This is a genomic window from Yoonia sediminilitoris, assembly GCF_003058085.1.
Lineage (GTDB): Bacteria > Pseudomonadota > Alphaproteobacteria > Rhodobacterales > Rhodobacteraceae > Yoonia > Yoonia sediminilitoris.
Window position 1 is genome coordinate 936,664 of sequence record NZ_QBUD01000001.1, and the last position, 18,009, is coordinate 954,672.

Genomic DNA, 18,009 nt, shown 5'->3' on the forward strand with positions numbered 1-18,009 from the left:
CGTTTGACAAAGGACAGATGAATGATTGCGCAATACGCACCTTTGGGCGTTGTAGCCTTGCTGCTGGCGGCGACGCTGATCGAGTTGAAGACAGGGAAAATCCCGAACTGGCTGACATTGCTGCCGTTTGTATTGTTCATTTTGGTGGTGGGTGCCGCCGCTGATAAAGGGGCCTATGTCTGGCAGATGGGTCTGGCTGCGGCGGTTTTTGTTGTTGGCCTGCTGTTGTTTGCCTTTGCGGGCTTTGGTGCAGGAGCCGTCAAGCTGATGACGGGGCTGGCCCTGTTTATTCCATTGCAAAGCGGCGTCACCGCCTTGGGTGTGTTTATTGCCAGCCTGTTTGTGGTCACATTCACGCTGGTGCAGATGCGCAAGTTTGGTGTCGGTGCGGGCAGCAATTGGCATGTCTTTACGGCCAGCAAATCACTGCCGCTCAGTATGCCCCTTGCGATCACAGGCGCTGCGGCGCTGCTTTTTCTCTGACAGCGGCAAAACCGTAAGATGGGTTTTGACCCATCCGCCGCTCAAACTGCCGCAGTGACGATGATTTCGACAGAAAAATCCGGTGTCGCCAGTTTCGCCTCTCCGGTCCAACGGGCTGGTGCGTAGCCTTCCGGCACCCATGCGTCCCAGGCCGCGTTCATTTCGGCAAACTGTGTGCCAATGTCTGACAGCCAGATTTGCGCGGTGAGCAGACGGGTCTTGTCGGTGCCTGCTTCTGCCAGAAGCGTGTCAATCTTGCCCAGAATGTCATTGGTCTGTTCCGTGACGGATGCGCCAGCGGTGCCAACCTGACCTGCCAGATAGGCAATGCCATTGTGTACAACCAATTGGCTCATCCGGGCTGACGTGTGGTGTCGCGTGATATCGTTCATGGGCCGACCTTATTCTATTTGGGGGAATGGAGCGGGTGAAGGGAATCGAACCCTCGTATTCAGCTTGGGAAGCTGCTGCTCTACCATTGAGCTACACCCGCGTTGCGCGTGGTTTAGTGGCTCCTCGCGTCCTGCGCAAGGGTGGCCGTGGTCCATCGGCCCTAGAACGGGATTTCATCGTCCATGTCCGAGCTGCCACCGCCGCCTTGTGACCCGCCACCGTAGCCGCCGCCGTCATTTCCGCCGTAGCCACCGCCACCGCCGCCGCCGGAATAGCCACCGCCATTGTCGCCGCCGTAGCTGCCACCGCCGCCGCCACCGTCGCCGCGTCCGTCAAGCATGGTCAATGTGCTGGTGTAGGGGCGCAGGACAACTTCGGTCGAATACCGATCCTGACCGGACTGATCCTGCCATTTGCGGGTTTCCAACTGCCCCTCGATATACACTTTTGACCCCTTCTTGAGGTACTGCTCAGCCACCTTGGCCAAAGGTTCTGAAAAGATCGCGACAGAGTGCCATTCGGTCCGCTCGCGCCGTTCACCGGTGTTCCGGTCTTTCCAGTTTTCAGAGGTGGCGATGCGCAGATTGCAGACTTTGCCACCGTTCTGAAAGGTCCGGACCTCAGGGTCGCGGCCCAGATTCCCGATGAGAATGACTTTGTTCACTGATCCGGCCATGGCGGAAACTCCCTCGATTCTTGTTGGCCTTTTGTGACAGAGCCGCGACACTGCGGCAACACGACTTGGCGCATGTTTTCCAAAACACTTGGTTGCGGGCGCAAAAGGCTCTACCTTTGAGAGGCTGGACATTGGTAGGTTTAGACTTATGCGCGTTTTGTGTTGGTTGATTGCGTCAACGGGGCTGGTTCTTGCAGCACCTGCGATGGGGCAGGAACAGATTTCGACCATGTCGCGGTCCGCCTTGTTTAACAGCCAGCTTGACGTGCTGGATGGGCGCGCGGCGCAGCAATATTCAAACTCTGTGCGTCTACAACCCCCGACAATCGAGGTGCCCGGTGCGCCGGGTGCCGTCCCACGCTATACCGGTGCCTACGCGGGGCCACATCTTGTAGCGGCGCGTGCTGCGGCCCGCGCAAACCGCGTCCCCGAGGATTTGTTCTTGCGCCTTGTCCAGCAGGAAAGCGGCTGGAACCCGCGCGCGCGGTCACACAAGGGCGCAATTGGTTTGGCACAATTGATGCCGCAAACTGCGCGGTTGCTGCGGGTTGATCCGACCATAGCCGCACAGAATCTGGAAGGCGGCGCGCGCTACCTGCGCCAGCAATATGAAAAATTCGGCAATTGGCGTCTGGCGCTGGCGGCCTATAATGCAGGTCCCGGTGCGGTTGAAAAATACGGCGGCGTCCCACCCTACAAAGAAACGCAGAACTACGTACGCATCATCTGGGGGCAGTAACCGGCCAATGGTCCGGCTTATTCCGCCGCGATCTTGATGACCGGTTCCATATCGGCAAGCTGCTTATCCGTCAGATGGCACTTGATCTGATGCGCACCCTGCAATTTCCGCACATCTGGCACGTGGGTTTCACACCGATTACCGGGCACTTTCGACTTCCAGCCGCAGCGGGTCTGGAACGGGCAGCCACTGGGCGGATTCATTGCTGACGGAATATCGCCTTCAAGCAAGATATGTTTTTTGTTCACGGATGTATCCGCGATGGGCACCACCGAAAGCAAGGCCTCGGTATAGGGGGGATTGGGCGGGGCAAAGACCTGATCGGTCGTGCCCATTTCAACCACATGGCCCAGATACATCACCATCACACGGTCCGACAGATAGCGCACAATAGACAGATCGTGGCTGTTAAACAAAAGCGTCGTCTTATGTTCGCGCTGAATTTCCATCAGCAAGTCGGTCACGGCGGCCTGCACGGATACATCCAGCGCCGAGACCGGTTCATCCGCGACAACAATCCGCGCGTCGCCTGCCAAGGCCCGTGCGATCACGATCCGCTGTTGCTGGTCGCCGGACAATTGGTGCGGAAAGCTTTTCAGCATCCGTTCGGGATCAGGCAGTTTGACGTCTGTCACCACCTCGAGCGCGCGCGCATAGGCTTCTTCGGCGTTGACCCCTTCGTGGATCATCGGCACTTCCATCAGCTGTTTTCCAATCCGCATCGCGGGGTTCAGTGACGCCATGGGTTCTTGAAAGATCATGGGGATTTGCGATCCGCGCACATCGCGCAATTCTTCGGGTGTCATCGTGCACAGGTCGCGCGCTTTGAACTTTATCGAACCGCAACAATGCGCCCGTTGACCCCCAAATCCTGCATCACGCCAAGCGCTAAAGTGGATTTGCCGCAGCCGGATTCGCCTACACGCCCCAGCGCTTCGCCGGGCATGATGTTTGCAGAAAAATCCATCACGGCGGGGATTTCACGCAGCCGTGTAAAGAAAGAGATGGACAGTTTGTCGATTTCAAGGATCGGTTGATCAGTCATGATTAGTCCTTCAGGCTTTCTTCGCGCAGACCGTCGGCCAGCAGGTTCAGCCCCAGAACAAGGCTGAGCAGGGCAACCGCTGGCGGCAGGGCAGGGTGCGCATAGATCAGCAATAGCTTGCGCCCTTCGTTGATCGTGGACCCCCAGTCAGGGCTTTCCGACGACAGGCCCAAACCAAAAAATCCCAAGGTTCCCAGCAGGATAGTCGCATATCCGACCCGCAGACAGAAACCGACAATCAGCGGTCCGCGTGCGTTGGGCAGGATTTCCCACAGCATGATGTACCACGCCCCTTCGCCGCGTGTCTGTGCGGCGGCAACATAGTCGCGGGTCCGCAAATCCAGTGTCAGCCCGCGCGATGCGAAACACGGTTGGTGCGTTCATAAAAACCACAGACACAAAGACCACAAGGATCGAGATATCGAACAGGTCAAGCCATGCAGGCAGAAAGTCGATAACGGTGCCCTTTTGGTTTATCACTGACAGGTACAGCCACCCCAATACCCCCAGGATAGGAACCATGATCGCTGTCCGTATGGCTGGCTGGGTGTAATAGCGCGAATTTAGCAGCAACCCGAAGAAAATCAGCGGAAAGACAAACAGGAACGCAGCCATATAGGAGGGGATGCCGGTTTGCACGATCTCTGGTGTGACCAGCAGGTAAAACAGCAGGATCGCCGGAAAGGCAAAGATGGTGGCCAGCGGCGCAATCTGCCCGAACAGGATTTTGTTGGCCTTTTCGATCAGACCAAGCGGGCCGACGCGCTGTATCAATGTCCCGTCTGCATTGGCCTGAAGTGTCACCGTAGGTGCAAAGAAACCCAGCACCAGTTGTGCAAGAAGCGATAGCGCGAAACGCGCAACAACAATCACGAGCGCAGGATTGAGGACTACGCCGAGGCTCCCTGTCCATGTCAATGGTTCCATGTCCAATCCTCCTCACGAAATTCGGATGCGCGGGTTCAGGAAGATGTAGCCGATATCCGAAATCAACTGCGTGACAAGCACGACAAAGACCGAGACAATCGCCACGCCCAAAAGCAGTTCGATGTCATTGTTGCCCGCCGCCTGGACAAGCACCCAGCCAAAGCCTTTGTAGTTAAAAAGTATTTCAACAATGACCACACCGTTCAGCAACCACGGGAACTGCAGCATGATGACCGTGAAACGCGCAATCAGCGCGTTGCGCAGCGCATGGCGCAGGACGGTTTTCGGAAAGCTGACGCCCTTGAACCGCGCCGTCCGGATATATTGCGCCGTCATGACCTCTGTCATGGAGGCACGCGTCATCTGTGCGATATAACCCATGCCGTAGAGGGCGATTGTAATCACCGGCAAAAAGAAATTTTCGAAGGTCGCATCTTCCATCGCCGAAGTTGCTGTGCCCTTGAACCAGTGCATCCCGAAGGTGGCGGTTGCAAAGACCGCGATGAACACGACTGCGGACACATATTCCGGCGTGGCCGTGGTCACGATCGAAACCGTTGATAATGTCCGGTCCGTGCGCGACCCTTCGCGCATCCCTGCCAAGCCCCCGATAATCAGGGCGCCGGGCACCATCACGACCATGACAAAGAACATCAGCTTGCCGGTCAGCCCCAGACGGTGCCGATGATGCTGCGGACCTCATCCTTGAAAACGGTCGAATCTCCCCAGTCGTCTTGCAGAATACCACAATAGTTGCTGCCTTCGGGGCAGCGGCGGCGGGTTTCTCCGTCGGTGCCAGCGATTTCATACCACGGAAATACCCCCAGCCATTGGCCGTATTTGATGGGCAAAGCCTGCCCGTAGCCCCGGTTGTCAAGCCATGTCGCCACGGCTTCATCGGACATCCGAAAATTACCTTGTGTCTTGGCTAGTTTTTCAAGGTTCGGGCCGAGATTCGTGAGCTAGAAAACGATAAATGTCAGGCAAAGCGCCGCGAGGAGCATCACCCCAAGGCGGCGAAGTATAAACAGTCACATTAAGGCCCTGTTGGTCAGATTGGCGCGAACTGACAGTATTCACTTTTGTTAGCGCGCCATTGCTGGAAAGGGCCGCGCGTTGCCGCACCGCTCTTTTGTCAGTTAGGCTGAAATGCCAAGCTTGATGATTGGCGGCAGATAGGCAATGTGCTGATCCCAGCCCACAAAGCCAGGCTTTGCGTGGCGATAGATCGTGCGCCAATAGGGCAGGATCGTCACGCCTTCCTCGACCAGGATCTGTTGCAGCTTTTCCATCACCACACGCCGCTTGTCTGCGTCGGCAATTGAATTGGCCTGTGTTAGCAGCGTGTCGAATTCCGCATTTGCAAAGCCGAATTCGTTCCATGCTTCACCGGACCGATAGGCCAGACCAAGCATTTGGGTGCCCAGCGGACGGTGGTTCCAGTTGGTCGAACTGAACGGATACTTCACCCAGCCATTCCAGAAAGTGCTGCCCGGAATGATCGTGCGCTTGATGTTAAAGCCCGCGTCGTGCAGCTGTGCTGCAACGGCATCGGTCGTGTTTTTGCGCCAGTCATCATCAATCGAGATGATTTCGAACTCAAAATCACGCATGCCTGCTTCGTCCAGAAGCTCCATTGCCCTTGTCGGGTTGAATTCGAGTGCCGGCACATCCGCCCATTCAGGGTGCATGGGGCCAACATGCTGGTTGCGGGCGACTTCACCGCGTCCTGCATAGCCAAGCTCCAGACAAATGCTGTTATCGACAGACATCGCGATTGCCTGACGCACGCGCTTGTCCTCGTAGGGTCTGATGCCATCAACCTCGGCAAGCTGGTTGGGCCGGATCACAATTGTCGCACCGGATGCAACGGCGGATTCTTCCCAGCCAATGCCGTTGAAGAGTTCGACAAAGTCACCGACGGTTTCATAGATCATGTCGATTTCGTCAGCGGCGGCGGCGGCAACCCATGATGACGGGTCTGTCCCGTAGTCGACGAATTCGATCCGGTCCAGATGGGCACCTGCACCTTCGGCATAGCCCCACCAGTCGTGGTCTTCGTTACGCACAACCACACCCTTGACACCGACTTCAAGCGACTCTGGCTTGTAAGGCCCTGTTCCAACCGGATTTTCCAGCATTGTTTGAGGGTCGAAGTCCGCAGGCGTAATCGCGGCAGGATAGTCTGACATGCCCGCAATCAGGGTGATATCCGACCACGGCAGGGTCAGACGCACCGTGTGGCTGTCGACCACTTCGATTGCGCCGTCGATGGCCTTGGCTGTGTCGGGATCAATGAGTACGGCAAAACGCCCTGCCATGGAGTTGCCTTCGACGGTCTTGTCACACCAGCCTGTGATGTTGCGGGCCACGTCTTCGGCGGTGAAGTCGTCACCGTTGTTCCACTTGACGCCCTGACGGACGTTCAGCGTGTACTGGGTGGCGTCGTCATTGATTTCCCAGCTTGTCAGAAGCGACGGCTCAAACGACCCGTCGGAACGGTATTCAACCAGATATTCCAGCCATCCACAGGTGAAATATGCGATCTGTGTCCAGTCGTAGGTCCGGGGATCTTTCAGTGCACGCACTTCCATCTGCATGCGGACCGTTCCACCCTGCTGGGCGTGTCCGGCGGCGTTTGCCGATGCGCTCAGCCCAAGCAAACCGTAAGCAGCAGCCGATGTGACACCAAGCGCCGTTGTGCGTGATAGAAATTCGCGGCGATCAAGCTTGCCGGCTTTCTGGTCTTTGAGATACGTCTGCACAATTGGATGGATTTGGTGTTTGGATTGCGACATTACTCTCTCCCTGTGACCCATTGGCATTCGGGACGACACTTATCACTGTGTCCAGTCCATAATGCCGGTTTGTCGAACATTCGGCACGATTAGAACCCACGGGTCAGCAGTCAGATGCCGTATTTCTTTCCTTGACATCTACTTTCGTATAGTGCGCGCAGAGATTTCAGCGCTCCGAAAGCTGTCTGAGATGCTGCTATGACAAGGTGACGTGTGCCAGCTTCTTGCGGAATTCACTGGGTGTCAGGCCCGCGCGTGACTGAAAACTGCGCGTGAAGTATGCCGCCGACTGAAAGCAGAGCGACTTGGCAATGTCCTGCACTGCGGTGTCTGTTTCACGCAAGAGTGTGCAAGCTTCATAGTAAATCCGGTCATTGAGCAGCCCAAGCGCAGATCTGTCGCAGGTGTGCTTGCAGCAGCGCGTCAGGTGGGTCGGTGTGACATTCAGGGCCGCAGCATAGTCGGCCACAGATGTATCGGTCCTGAAGCCGCGCGCGATCATTTCGGTGTAGCGTGCCACAAGACGTGCGGCCGCCGTTTGCCGGCGCGCATCACTGCTTGACATGCCAGCCTTGGCCAACTGCCGTTCAACGAAAACATTCAGCAGCCCCAGATGACACAATGCCGCGCGCACGTTCCCTGTGGGCTGTAATTCGCGTTCTATCGCCTCGACAAGGCCTTGCAGTTCTTTTTGGATCGCCACATCAAGTAGTCGCAAATGGAAAGACGTTGCTGGCCAGTTTTCGGTGTCGGCGGGCAGTGTCATGATCTGGGCAAAGACGGTTGGCCCCACTTCCATGCCGTACATGGTATGAGGCGGAATATATATCAGGTTGTTGGGGCCGTAGCCGCCCGTCAGCCCCGCAACCGTGATCCGGCCCTGACCTTTGGTCACATGGATAAGACGTCCGGTGTCATGGCTGCGCATCGCTTCGGTGCGCCAGCGCATTGCTGGTGGGGCAAAACTCAATGACCGCAACGCAAGTGTTGTGGTGGGGGTCGGTCTGATCATGCTCATCAACTTGCCTCATTGTTGATTTTTAACAAGTCTTTGCCCGTTTTCTTTTCAGATCAATTGCTTGGTCCGTCGCGGAATCGGAATGTTGCCGATATGTCAGCGGTTGCAATCTGAAGTTGACGCCAGTCTTTGTGGCGCGACCTGAACCATGTGCGTTGCCGTTTGGCATATTGGCGAGATGCGATAATCGCGGCTGTGCGTGCCTCATCAAGCGACATTTGGCCTTTTAGATGTGCAATGAGTTCGGTGGCGCCAATCGCCTTGGACGACAGGTAGTCAGGGTTCCAGTCGGGCAGCATCGCTGCGGCTTCATCCAGTGCGCCTTGATCCAACATCTGATCGAAGCGCCGCGTGATCCTGACATCCAGCCAGTCTTTTGGCGCCTCCAAAGTGATCGCGGTGGCGTTTTCCAGCGGTAATAAGGGTGGCGGCGTCGTGTCTTGCCACTCGGCAAGGCTGCGTCCGGTGTTGCTGAGAACCTCCCACGCGCGCTGCACGCGGGCGCGGTTCTGCGTGTCAATTCTTGAGCGGGTTTGTGCATCAAGATCAGACAAAAGTCTTTTCAAATCCAGTTTGTTAGCCTGCGCGCGCAATGCATCGGGTGTTGCGGGAATTTCGGCAAGACCCTTTGTGAGCGCATTGAAGTTCAGGCCCGTCCCGCCCACAATAATGGGGCGAATGGATTGTTCTAAAAGCGGCGCAACGTCACGCAGCCAGTGTCCCGCAGAATAGGGTTGATCAAAGGGGACATGCCCATATAGCGCATGTTCGGCCACCGCGAGATCATCAGGACCGGGGCGCGCGGTCAGCAGCCGCCAGCCATTGAACACTTGAAGCGCATCCGCGTTGACGATGCGTCCGCCCTGTGTTTGTGCAATATGCAGGGCGAGTGCGGATTTGCCTGACGCCGTCGGTCCCGCAATGAGGACCGGGATGTCGGGCGTTATGGTGATGGGTCTTTTGTCGTGCATGTTTGGCATAAGAAATTTTCCGGGTCAGCGTGGCACTACCTGATTGGCGCTCGACTGCAAAGGCCAAGCGCCCCGCGCCGGATTGTCATGCAAGTCCCATTGAACCTTGCTCCGAATTGCGACATTTTGCGCGCGACAGCGTAGCGACATCTTGCGCGCCCCAAAAGCATCAGAGGACTGCCATGACCGAAACCACAAAGTTCAAACGCGTGATGCTGAAAATTTCAGGTGAGGCACTGATGGGCGACACGGCCTTTGGCCTGCATCCGCCCACCGTGCAGCGCATCGCCCGCGAGGTGAAGTCGGTACATGACATGGGTGTCGAGATTTGCATGGTCATCGGGGGCGGCAATATCTTTCGCGGATTGCAGGGGTCGGCCCAGGGAATGGAGCGGACCACGGCCGATTATATGGGGATGCTGGCCACGGTCATGAATGCGCTGGCGATGCAATCGGCTTTGGAAGAACTGGGCATCCATACCCGTGTCATTTCCGCGATCACCATGAATGAAGTCGCCGAACCCTACATCCGCCGCCGGGCTGTGCGCCATTTGGAAAAAAAGCGCGTCTGTATCTTTGCCGCAGGGACCGGCAACCCGTATTTCACAACCGATACGGCGGCGACCCTGCGCGCCAATGAAATGGCGTGCGAAGCGATTTTCAAAGGCACCAAGGTCGATGGTGTCTATGACAAGGACCCGGCCAAATATCCCGATGCCGTCCGCTATGATCACGTAAGCTATGACGAGGTTTTGCAAAAGCATCTGGGCGTCATGGACGCGAGCGCGATTGCGCTGGCCCGCGACAATAACCTGCCGATTGTTGTCTTTTCGCTGGATGAGCCGGGCGGATTCCGGGGCATACTGGCAGGAGAGGGGACCTCGACCACGGTCCATCAGTGACCCGACAGGGCGGCTGCGCCGCGTACGATACTGGGCTGAGGGGCACTGCCCCTCAGACACCCCGGGATATTTCGGGCCATAAGAAGTTGCTCTCTGCGCAGAAAATACGCAAAAGCTACGTGTTTCCCGACCTATACAACGGCGGCCCATTCCCTTAATAAGTTAAAAAAGCCGGGCGTCGGCCCGTAGAGGAAGAGCGAGAAGATGTCTGACGATTTTGAACTGGATACTGATGATCTGGCCCGCCGCATGGATGGCGCCATCGCGAATTTGCGGGTGGAACTGGCGTCACTGCGGACCGGACGAGCCTCTGGCTCGATGCTAGAGCCGATCATGGTTGATGCATACGGGGCGATGACGCCGATCAATCAGGTTGGTACTGTTAATGTGCCGGAACCGCGGATGGTCACAATCAACGTCTGGGACAAAGGGTTGGTTGGCAAGGTCGAAAAAGCCATTCGCGAGAGTGGTTTGGGCATCAACCCGCAGCTGAACGGCACCATTATTATGCTGCCTATCCCGGAGCTGAACGAGGAGCGCCGTCGCGAATTGACCAAGGTGGCCGGCCATTATGCCGAAAGCGCGCGTGTTTCGATCCGCAATTTGCGCCGTGACGGGATGGACCAGATCAAGAAAGCCAAAGCCGACGGCCTTTCCGAGGACGACCAGAAGTTCTGGGAAAGTGCCGTGCAAGAGGTCACGGATGCACACATTAAGCTTGTTGATGACACATTAGAGACAAAACAAGCTGAAATTATGCAGGTATAGACCTGTTCTGAATCAGTAAAAGGGGCCGCCCATGCCCAAAGATATCGACCCGAAGACCGGCCCGCGTCATGTGGCCATTATCATGGATGGCAATGGCCGGTGGGCGCAGCAACGCGGCCGTCCCCGTTTGTTCGGCCACCATGCCGGTGCCCGCCGCGTCCGCGAGATCGTGTCGGCCTGTCCTGAACTGGACGTCAAATATCTGACCATCTTTGCCTTTTCCACGGAAAACTGGAAGCGCACGCAGGCGGAAGTCGCCGGGCTGATGCGTCTGTTTCGCAGGTATCTGGAACGCGAGGCCCGTGATTTGTACGAAAAGGGCGTTTGTGTCCGGTTCATTGGCGACCGCGTCCGTTTGGACGACAAGCTGGTTTCATTGATGGACGAGCTTGAGTTGCGCACAGCGGACAATGACCGCGTGCATTTGACCGTGGCGCTGAACTATGGCGGTCGCGATGAAGTGACGCGTGCTGCCAAACGTCTGGCCTTTGAGATCGAGCAGGGCCGACTGACCCATGACGATGTTGACGCCGAGACCTTGTCGCGCTTCCTTGATACACATGTGTTGCCCGACCCCGATCTTGTGATCCGCACCAGCGGCGAAGCACGGATCTCCAATTTCCTGCTATGGCAGTCGGCCTATGCGGAGTATGAATTCATCGATACGCTTTGGCCCGATTTCACCAAGGAAGAATTCGCGCGTGTGCTGGCATCGTACGGCGGTCGCGAACGGCGCTTTGGGGCGGTGCCTGCCTGATCATGTCGACCTCGCAATCAACGACCTGGGATGATTTGACGGTCCGCGCCGTATCAGGTGTGGCGATGACGGTCGTTGGTGCGGCCGGAGCGATTTTGGGCGGTGTCTGGTTCCAGATGCTGGTTGTCTTTGTGACGGCAGTCATGGTCTGGGAACTTTGGACAATGATCCGTCCGGATGAGCCGACCAAGGGCATGTTGCTAGCGGCGCTCGCTGCGTCGGTCATGTCAGGCGAACTGGCGCAGGTTGGTGCGTTGTGGATGCTCCTGTTCTTGATTGTTCCGGTGATTGGCGCCAGCCAGTTGCGCAGCGAGGTCAAGACCTTCTTTATCTTCGCTCTCGGCATTCAGGTGGCTGGCTGGGGGCTGGTCAATTTTCGCAATGACTATGGTTTTACCTGGCTGCTTTGGTTGATGTCGGTTGTGATTATCACTGACATCTTTGGCTATTTTGCGGGCAAACAGCTGGGGGGGCCGAAATTCTGGCCCAGGATCAGCCCCAAGAAGACATGGAGCGGGACAATCGCGGGGTGGATCGGCGCCGCGCTGATCGGTTTCATCTTTACCCTGTTCACTGACGCGGGGCTGTGGATCATTCTGTTGTCGATGCTGATGAGTTTCGCAGGGCAGATGGGGGATATCGCCGAAAGCGCGCTCAAGCGCCGGATGGGCGTCAAGGACAGCTCAGCCTTGATTCCAGGCCATGGCGGTCTGTTTGACCGGTTTGATGCGTTGTTGGGTGCCGCCTTGTTTATGCTTCTGGTTGCCCGTGTGGCTTACGTTCCAGGAGTGGCCTTTTGAGAAAAATCACGCTGTTTGGTGCGACTGGATCAGTCGGCCAGAGTGCCATTGACCTGATCGCCCGCGATCAGAACAGCTATGATGTTGTTGCGTTGACCGGTGGCCGCAACGTGGCGCAACTGGCCGCTGATGCGCAGCGTCTGAACGCGGATGTCGCGGTGACCTGTTATCCTGAGTGCTATGCGGAGTTGTCAGAACTTCTCTCTGGCACGGGCGTTGAGGTGGCCGCGGGACCGGGTGCAATCGAAGAGGCAGCCGCGCGCCCGGTTGATTGGGCATTGTCCGCCATTGTGGGCTCTGCCGGTCTGGTGCCGGGCCTGTGCGCTTTGAAACACGGCACGAAACTGGCTCTTGCCAACAAAGAGTCCCTCGTTACGGCGGGGCCGCTGTTGCTGGGCACGGCAGATGCTCATAATGCCACTGTCCTGCCTGTTGATAGTGAACATTCGGCCGTTTTTCAGGCCTTGGTAGGCGAAGACATGGCCGCAGTGGAGCGTGTGATCATCACTGCCAGTGGTGGCGCATTCCGCGATTGGCCTGCCGAAAAACTGGCCACGGCCACATTGGCACAGGCGTCCAGCCATCCCAACTGGGATATGGGGCAGCGTATCACGATCGATTCTGCATCCATGTTCAACAAGGCGATGGAACTGATTGAAACAAAAGAGTTCTTTTCTGTCTCTCCTGACATGATTGAAGTGCTTGTGCATCGCGAAAGTCTGATCCATGCCATGGTGGGATTTCATGACGGGGCGCTGATGGCCCATGTGGGGCCGCCCGATATGCGCCATGCCATCGGCTATGCGCTGCATTGGCCTGATCGCCGGGCGCTGCCGGTTGAACGGCTGGATCTGGCGAAAATCGGGGCATTGACGTTTGAGGCCCCTGATAACGCACGCTACCCTGCACTGGCGCTGGCAAAACGGGTCATGCAAGAGGGCGGACTGTCAGGGGCGATTTTCAATGCCGCCAAGGAACGTGCGCTTGATGGTTTCATTGCCGGTGATATCGGTTTTCTGGATATGGCAAAGGTCGTCGCGGCGACAATGGACAAAATGTCATCATTTGACGGGCTGCAAAATGTCGAAATTACATTAGATAGTGTGCTAGAGACCGACAAGCTGGCACGTGTCCGCGCTGGCGAAGCCATCAAAACACTGGGATGATACCTTGGACCTACTAACGCAGTTTGCACCGATGTTCGGTGGCTTTGCTTTCATGATCGTAGCCTTTGTTGTGGCACTTTCGGTGATTGTGGCAATCCATGAATATGGACATTACATCGTCGGGCGCTGGTGCGGTATTCATGCTGATGTCTTCTCGCTTGGGTTTGGGCCTGTTTTGTATAGCCGGACCGACAAGCGCGGGACGGTCTGGCAGGTGGCCGCTCTGCCGATTGGCGGTTATGTCAAATTCATGGGCGACGCGGATGCGGCAAGTGCCGGTTCAGATGGCAGTGTGGCCGAAGCGGACATGCGCAAGACCATGATGGGCGCACCTCTTTGGGCCCGCGCGGCGACTGTGGCCGCAGGCCCCGCCTTTAATTTCATTCTTGCGATCCTGATCTTTGCCGGTTCGATCATGTATCAGGGCCGCGCGATTGATCCGCCGACCTTTGGCGCGATGCAGGATTTGCCGCCAAGCTATGCGTCTGACCTGCGCCGGGGTGATGTTATGGTCGCAGTCGAGGGGATTCCCTTTGTCGATGCCGAACGCGAGGAAAGCCTGATTGATCTGCTGCCGGCAAAGGAACGTCTGGCCTATGAAATCGAGCGCGACGGACAGACACTGGTAATTGACGGCCCCTATCTGCGCCCGACAGCCGTGTCGAGCGTCAGCCCGCGTTCTGCCGCCGATGACGCGGGGCTGCGTGTGGGCGATGTGATTACGGCTGTGAATGGCGAGCCGATCTTTGCATTTTCCCAATTACAGGAGATGGTGAGAAATGCTGAGGGGGCAGAGCTGACGCTGGGGATTTGGCGGGATGGCGACACGCTTCCGGTCACATTGGCCCCGCGCCGCGTTGATCTGCCCACTGCTGACGGGTTTGAAACACGCTGGCTTATCGGCATCACCGGGCGCATCTTTTTTGAGGAAATGACCGAAAGCATCGGGCCTGTTGAGGCTGTAAAAATTGGTGCCGAACAGTTGTGGTACACGGCCACAACGTCGCTGTCTGCCTTGGAACATGTGATCATGGGCCAGATTTCAACCTGCAACCTGTCAGGGCCAGTGGGCATTGCGGAAACCAGCGGGTCGATGGCCAGACAGGGTGCCCAAAGCTTTATCTGGTTCATCGGTGCCTTGTCTGCGGCCGTGGGACTGGTCAATCTGTTCCCTATTCCTGTTCTTGATGGTGGCCATCTGGCCTTTTATGCCTATGAGGCCGTGACACGCCGTAAGCCAAATGAGCGTGTGTTGCAGGTCTTTATGTTTGTTGGACTTGGGCTTATTTTATCGCTGATGTCGTTCACTATCCTGAATGATGTTTTGCTGTGCCCCTGAGCGGACGCGCCGCCACCTTTTCGCCATATTTTTTTGCTAGTGATGCACTGTTGAATCAGAACAGGTGACGACATGGAAACACTGATTTCAGGTTATCGTGGATTTCGGACGCTTTTGCGCCTGAATATCGATTGGCTGCGTTTTGCGGTCATTCTCATGATTGCGCTTTATAGTGGCTCCTACGTGATGTTGAGCTAACCAGCGTCCAGATCACCAGATATTGCCAGAAACGCGCCCAAGGGCGCGTTTGTTCGTTTTGACAAGCTGCCCTAGACCCGTTACTCCGGTAGAAAATAGATTGTGAACACGGGCGGTATAATAATGGACAATCTTGCGGTGCGTGCAGGGGCGCAGCTTTTCAAATCAGCAAAGCGGGCGAGCTTTGTTCTGGCCCTGATCGGTCTGGGTGGCGCAGCAATCGCGCAAAGTTTTGCATTTAACGCGGTCAATATCGAGGGCAATCGGCGCGTGGCCGATGGCACGATCCTGACATTTGCGGGCATTTCTGCGGGCGAGGCGCTGAGTGCGGCAGAACTGAACGATGCTGCCCAGCGAATTCGCGAGTCGGGTCTGTTTGAAACCGTAGAGATCACACCCGTTGGCCGCACCCTTCTGATCAACGTGTCCGAGTATCCGACAATCAACCGTATCAACATCGAAGGCAATGCGCGCATCAAGGATGACCAGTTGCTGACTCTTGTCCGCTCTGAACCGCGCCGCGTCTATAACCCGGCACAGGCCGAACAGGACACGACCGCCATCACACAAGCCTATGCCCAGCAGGGCCGTGTCAATGCGGTCGTAACCCCACGCATCATCCGCTTGCCCGACAATCGCGTTGATCTGGTGTTCGAAGTGGTTGAAGCAGGCGTGACCGAGATTGAGCGCATCAGCTTTGTCGGCAACCGCACCTATTCCGAACGCCGCCTGCGTCTTGTGCTGGATACCAAACAGGCGGGTCCTTTGCGCAGCCTGATCACCCGCGACACATACTCGCCCGAGCGGATCGCGCGTGATCGTGAATTGCTGACTGATTTCTACCGCTCGCGCGGGTACCCGGATTTTGTTGTCCAAAACGTCGATGTCGGCCTGACGCGTGAACGCGACGCCTATCTTGTGACCTTCAACGTCCGCGAAGGTCAGAAGTTTTCCTTTGGCAACGTCTCCATCCGCAGTGAAATGCCCGGTGTGAATGCGGCCGAGTTTGAAGAGGCTTTGCGCATCAGAACCGGTGCAACATATTCACCGGTCCCGATTGAAACTGATATTTCGCGCATCGAACGTCTGGCACAGCGACGCGGGATCAATTTCATGCAGGTTGATCCGGTCATCACGCGCAATGACAGGGCTTTGCAGTTGAATGTCGAATATGTATTGCGCCCCGGCCCAAGGGTTTTTGTGGAACGGATCGACATCGAGGGGAACGGCACAACGCTTGACCGTGTCATTCGAAACCAGTTCCGCGTGGTCGAGGGTGATCCCTTTAACCCCCGCGAAATTCGCGAGAGTGCGCGGCGCATCCGTGGTCTTGGCTTTTTCCAGAATGCATCTGTGGACGCCCGCGAAGGCTCATCGCCCAGTCAGGTGATCATTGATGTGAACGTGGTCGAGGGGCCAACAGGTTCGCTCAGCTTTGGCGCGAACTTCAATACGGACACCGGCGCTGGTCTTTTAGCATCGTACCGGCAGTCGAACTTTCAGGGCCGTGGCCAGCGACTGAACTTTCAGGTCTCGACCGCCGAGGCCAACCGCAGGCTGAGTTTCGGCTTTGACGAGCCGCAGTTTCTGGGCCGTGATCTGAACTTTGGCTTTGACCTGTCCTACAAGACAACTGACAATGAAAACGCTTTGTATGACACCGAAACATTCCGGATTAGCCCGTCGCTGGGCTTTCCTGTCAGCGAAAACGGGCGTCTGGCGGTCTTTGCGGCCTATGAATTTACCGATCTGACAGATGTGGCTGACCGTGCCAGCGAAATCATCCGCCAAGAGGCGGCACAGGGCACCGTCACCACCGGCTCTTTGGGGTATTCCTACAGCTACGACACACGGCGCACGGGCCTGAACCCCAATGCCGGCGTTTTGTTACGCTTTGGTCAGGAGTTCGGTTTCGGTGATGCGGAATTCATCAAGACGACGGCTCTCGCCGGGGCCGAGACGAAGATTCTCAACGAAGAAGTGACATTGCGGGCGACCGTCGAAGGTGGCTCTCTGAGCTATCAGGAAAGCAGCAGCCGCGTGACTGATCGCTTTTTCCTTGGCAGCCGCGTGATGCGCGGGTTCGAAGCCGGGGGGATTGGCCCACGTGACGCCGAAACAGACGATGCGTTGGGCGGCAATACTTTTGCCGTGGCGCGGCTTGAGGCGGAGTTCCCGCTGGGCATACCCAGCGAATATGGAATTTCCGGTGGCGCGTTCATCGATTACGGGTCGGTGTGGAACGTGGGCGAAACATTCGGCCAAGACGTCCTGTATGATGAGGCCACGCCACGCACGGTGGCTGGTCTTGCGATCTTGTGGGACACGCCGATTGGCCCGTTGCGTTTCAACTTCACAGAAGATCTTGACTCGCAAGAACGCGACCGCCCCAAGAATTTTGATGTGACCATCCAAACCAGTTTCTGATGCGGTGGCTTTTTGCGATTGTTGTCTGCTTCGGGTTAACGACCCTTTCGGCCGTTGCCCAGCAGCCTTCGCACGATGTACTGATCATTGACAGTGACCAGATCTATATCCAGTCCTTGTATGGCAAGAGGATCGAAGCCGAACTGGCAGAGGAAGTTGCCGCCGTCAGGGCCGAAAATGACAGGATCATCGCCACATTGCGCGAGGAAGAGCTGAGCCTGACAGCCCGCCGCCCCGATATGGACCCAAAGGCTTTCCGCGAAGAGGCCGCTGCGTTCGATGCCAAGGTAGAAGAGGTCCGCAGCGCCCGCGTGGCGAAATCCAGCGAGGTTCAGCAGCGGCAAATCAACGCCCGCGCCGAGTTTGACCGCCGCGTACAGACGATTATCGCCAATCTGTTGTTTGAACGCGGCGCTGCGATTGTGATCGACATCAGCGACGCCGTTGTTTGGGTGCGCTCTGCCAATATCACCGATGACGTGATCGCGCGGATTGATCGTGAACTGGGGGATGGTCTGCCGCAATGACGTGACTTGCTTGCCCGCCTCACGCGGGCTTGCTACTCAGTCAAGCAGCGGCGCAAAACCGACCGCAAAGAACAA

Annotated in this window: 16 protein-coding genes, 1 tRNA gene and 3 pseudogenes; 11 read left to right on the plus strand and 9 right to left on the minus strand. The window is 56.9% G+C overall.

Features of this window, described 5'->3' with window-relative positions:
• Positions 1–21: 21 nt before the first annotated feature.
• Positions 22–483 (plus strand): prepilin peptidase, encoded by a 462-nt coding sequence (locus C8N45_RS04625; protein WP_108384982.1) that lies wholly within the window; start codon positions 22–24, stop codon positions 481–483.
• Between the two features lie 41 nt (positions 484–524).
• Here C8N45_RS04625 and C8N45_RS04630 read toward each other — a convergent pair whose 3' ends face one another.
• The 3 genes from C8N45_RS04630 to ssb form a co-directional block, all read right to left on the minus strand.
• Complete coding sequence (locus C8N45_RS04630; RefSeq protein ID WP_108384983.1) at positions 525–875, minus strand: RidA family protein; 351 nt, start codon at positions 873–875, stop codon at positions 525–527.
• Positions 876–902: 27 nt separating this feature from the next.
• Positions 903–976, minus strand: a tRNA-Gly gene (locus C8N45_RS04635).
• Positions 977–1,036: 60 nt separating this feature from the next.
• Positions 1,037–1,552 carry a single-stranded DNA-binding protein gene (ssb, locus tag C8N45_RS04640; protein ID WP_108384984.1) on the minus strand — a complete coding sequence of 172 codons (516 nt, stop codon included), beginning with the start codon at positions 1,550–1,552 and terminating at the stop codon, positions 1,037–1,039.
• A gap of 148 nt (positions 1,553–1,700) precedes the next feature.
• Between ssb and C8N45_RS04645 the strand changes: the two genes are divergently transcribed.
• Positions 1,701–2,291 (plus strand): lytic transglycosylase domain-containing protein, encoded by a 591-nt coding sequence (locus tag C8N45_RS04645; RefSeq protein ID WP_108384985.1) that lies wholly within the window; start codon positions 1,701–1,703, stop codon positions 2,289–2,291.
• Positions 2,292–2,308: 17 nt separating this feature from the next.
• On the opposite strand, the pseudogene C8N45_RS04650 reads toward C8N45_RS04645, so the two are convergent.
• The 6 genes and pseudogenes from C8N45_RS04650 to miaA all read right to left on the minus strand — a co-directional run bounded on the left by C8N45_RS04650 (position 2,309) and on the right by miaA (position 9,059).
• Positions 2,309–3,336, minus strand: a pseudogene (locus tag C8N45_RS04650) (ABC transporter ATP-binding protein).
• 2 nt (positions 3,337–3,338) lie between these two features.
• Positions 3,339–4,029, minus strand: a pseudogene (locus C8N45_RS04655) (ABC transporter permease); the annotation flags it as partial.
• A 246-nt stretch (positions 4,030–4,275) separates the two neighbouring features.
• A pseudogene (locus C8N45_RS04660) lies at positions 4,276–5,267 on the minus strand (ABC transporter permease).
• Positions 5,268–5,402: 135 nt separating this feature from the next.
• Entirely contained in the window at positions 5,403–7,061 is a 1,659-nt protein-coding gene (locus tag C8N45_RS04665) for an ABC transporter substrate-binding protein (RefSeq protein WP_108384986.1), read from the minus strand.
• 196 nt (positions 7,062–7,257) lie between these two features.
• Positions 7,258–8,079, minus strand: a complete 822-nt coding sequence (locus tag C8N45_RS04670; RefSeq protein ID WP_108384987.1) for a helix-turn-helix domain-containing protein — start codon at positions 8,077–8,079, stop codon at positions 7,258–7,260.
• A 53-nt stretch (positions 8,080–8,132) separates the two neighbouring features.
• Positions 8,133–9,059 carry a tRNA (adenosine(37)-N6)-dimethylallyltransferase MiaA gene (miaA, locus tag C8N45_RS04675; protein ID WP_108384988.1) on the minus strand — a complete coding sequence of 309 codons (927 nt, stop codon included), beginning with the start codon at positions 9,057–9,059 and terminating at the stop codon, positions 8,133–8,135.
• A 173-nt stretch (positions 9,060–9,232) separates the two neighbouring features.
• Between miaA and pyrH the strand changes: the two genes are divergently transcribed.
• The 9 genes from pyrH (at position 9,233) to C8N45_RS04715 (ending at position 17,934) form a co-directional block, all read left to right on the plus strand.
• Positions 9,233–9,952, plus strand: coding sequence for a UMP kinase (pyrH, locus tag C8N45_RS04680; RefSeq protein ID WP_108384989.1), 720 nt, complete (start codon positions 9,233–9,235; stop codon positions 9,950–9,952).
• A 204-nt stretch (positions 9,953–10,156) separates the two neighbouring features.
• Positions 10,157–10,720, plus strand: a complete 564-nt coding sequence (gene frr / locus C8N45_RS04685; RefSeq protein WP_108384990.1) for a ribosome recycling factor — start codon at positions 10,157–10,159, stop codon at positions 10,718–10,720.
• 31 nt (positions 10,721–10,751) lie between these two features.
• The gene (gene uppS, locus C8N45_RS04690) at positions 10,752–11,477 is read left to right on the plus strand and encodes a polyprenyl diphosphate synthase (protein ID WP_108384991.1); all 726 of its coding nucleotides are present in this window, start codon (positions 10,752–10,754) and stop codon (positions 11,475–11,477) included.
• Between the two features lie 2 nt (positions 11,478–11,479).
• On the plus strand, positions 11,480–12,277 hold the full coding sequence (locus C8N45_RS04695; protein ID WP_108384992.1) for a phosphatidate cytidylyltransferase: 798 nt from the start codon (positions 11,480–11,482) through the stop codon (positions 12,275–12,277).
• On the plus strand, positions 12,274–13,443 hold the full coding sequence (gene dxr, locus C8N45_RS04700; protein ID WP_108384993.1) for a 1-deoxy-D-xylulose-5-phosphate reductoisomerase: 1,170 nt from the start codon (positions 12,274–12,276) through the stop codon (positions 13,441–13,443). The genes C8N45_RS04695 and dxr overlap by 4 nt, the downstream gene beginning before the upstream one ends.
• A gap of 31 nt (positions 13,444–13,474) precedes the next feature.
• On the plus strand, positions 13,475–14,782 hold the full coding sequence (gene rseP / locus C8N45_RS04705; protein ID WP_108384994.1) for an RIP metalloprotease RseP: 1,308 nt from the start codon (positions 13,475–13,477) through the stop codon (positions 14,780–14,782).
• Positions 14,783–14,854: 72 nt separating this feature from the next.
• Positions 14,855–14,980 (plus strand): hypothetical protein, encoded by a 126-nt coding sequence (locus C8N45_RS23875; protein ID WP_258793096.1) that lies wholly within the window; start codon positions 14,855–14,857, stop codon positions 14,978–14,980.
• A 123-nt stretch (positions 14,981–15,103) separates the two neighbouring features.
• Complete coding sequence (gene bamA, locus C8N45_RS04710) at positions 15,104–17,407, plus strand: outer membrane protein assembly factor BamA (RefSeq protein ID WP_108384995.1); 2,304 nt, start codon at positions 15,104–15,106, stop codon at positions 17,405–17,407.
• Positions 17,407–17,934 carry an OmpH/Skp family outer membrane protein gene (locus C8N45_RS04715; protein WP_108384996.1) on the plus strand — a complete coding sequence of 176 codons (528 nt, stop codon included), beginning with the start codon at positions 17,407–17,409 and terminating at the stop codon, positions 17,932–17,934. Before bamA ends, C8N45_RS04715 begins: the two co-directional genes overlap by 1 nt.
• Positions 17,935–18,009 lie beyond the last annotated feature (75 nt).

Bases quoted from the DNA above. Each gene is read 5' to 3' on its own strand.
- rseP (WP_108384994.1), top strand. From the start codon at position 13,475: ATGTTCGGTGGCTTTGCTTTCATGATCGTAGCCTTTGTTGTGGCACTT.
- C8N45_RS04670 (WP_108384987.1), bottom strand. From the start codon at position 8,079: ATGAGCATGATCAGACCGACCCCCACCACAACACTTGCGTTGCGGTCA.
- C8N45_RS04625 (WP_108384982.1), top strand. From the start codon at position 22: ATGATTGCGCAATACGCACCTTTGGGCGTTGTAGCCTTGCTGCTGGCG.
- miaA (WP_108384988.1), bottom strand. From the start codon at position 9,059: ATGCCAAACATGCACGACAAAAGACCCATCACCATAACGCCCGACATC.
- C8N45_RS04665 (WP_108384986.1), bottom strand. From the start codon at position 7,061: ATGTCGCAATCCAAACACCAAATCCATCCAATTGTGCAGACGTATCTC.
- C8N45_RS04645 (WP_108384985.1), top strand. From the start codon at position 1,701: ATGCGCGTTTTGTGTTGGTTGATTGCGTCAACGGGGCTGGTTCTTGCA.
- bamA (WP_108384995.1), top strand. From the start codon at position 15,104: ATGGACAATCTTGCGGTGCGTGCAGGGGCGCAGCTTTTCAAATCAGCA.
- C8N45_RS23875 (WP_258793096.1), top strand. From the start codon at position 14,855: ATGGAAACACTGATTTCAGGTTATCGTGGATTTCGGACGCTTTTGCGC.
- C8N45_RS04630 (WP_108384983.1), bottom strand. From the start codon at position 875: ATGAACGATATCACGCGACACCACACGTCAGCCCGGATGAGCCAATTG.
- ssb (WP_108384984.1), bottom strand. From the start codon at position 1,552: ATGGCCGGATCAGTGAACAAAGTCATTCTCATCGGGAATCTGGGCCGC.
- C8N45_RS04695 (WP_108384992.1), top strand. From the start codon at position 11,480: ATGTCGACCTCGCAATCAACGACCTGGGATGATTTGACGGTCCGCGCC.
- frr (WP_108384990.1), top strand. From the start codon at position 10,157: ATGTCTGACGATTTTGAACTGGATACTGATGATCTGGCCCGCCGCATG.
- pyrH (WP_108384989.1), top strand. From the start codon at position 9,233: ATGACCGAAACCACAAAGTTCAAACGCGTGATGCTGAAAATTTCAGGT.
- uppS (WP_108384991.1), top strand. From the start codon at position 10,752: ATGCCCAAAGATATCGACCCGAAGACCGGCCCGCGTCATGTGGCCATT.
- C8N45_RS04715 (WP_108384996.1), top strand. From the start codon at position 17,407: ATGCGGTGGCTTTTTGCGATTGTTGTCTGCTTCGGGTTAACGACCCTT.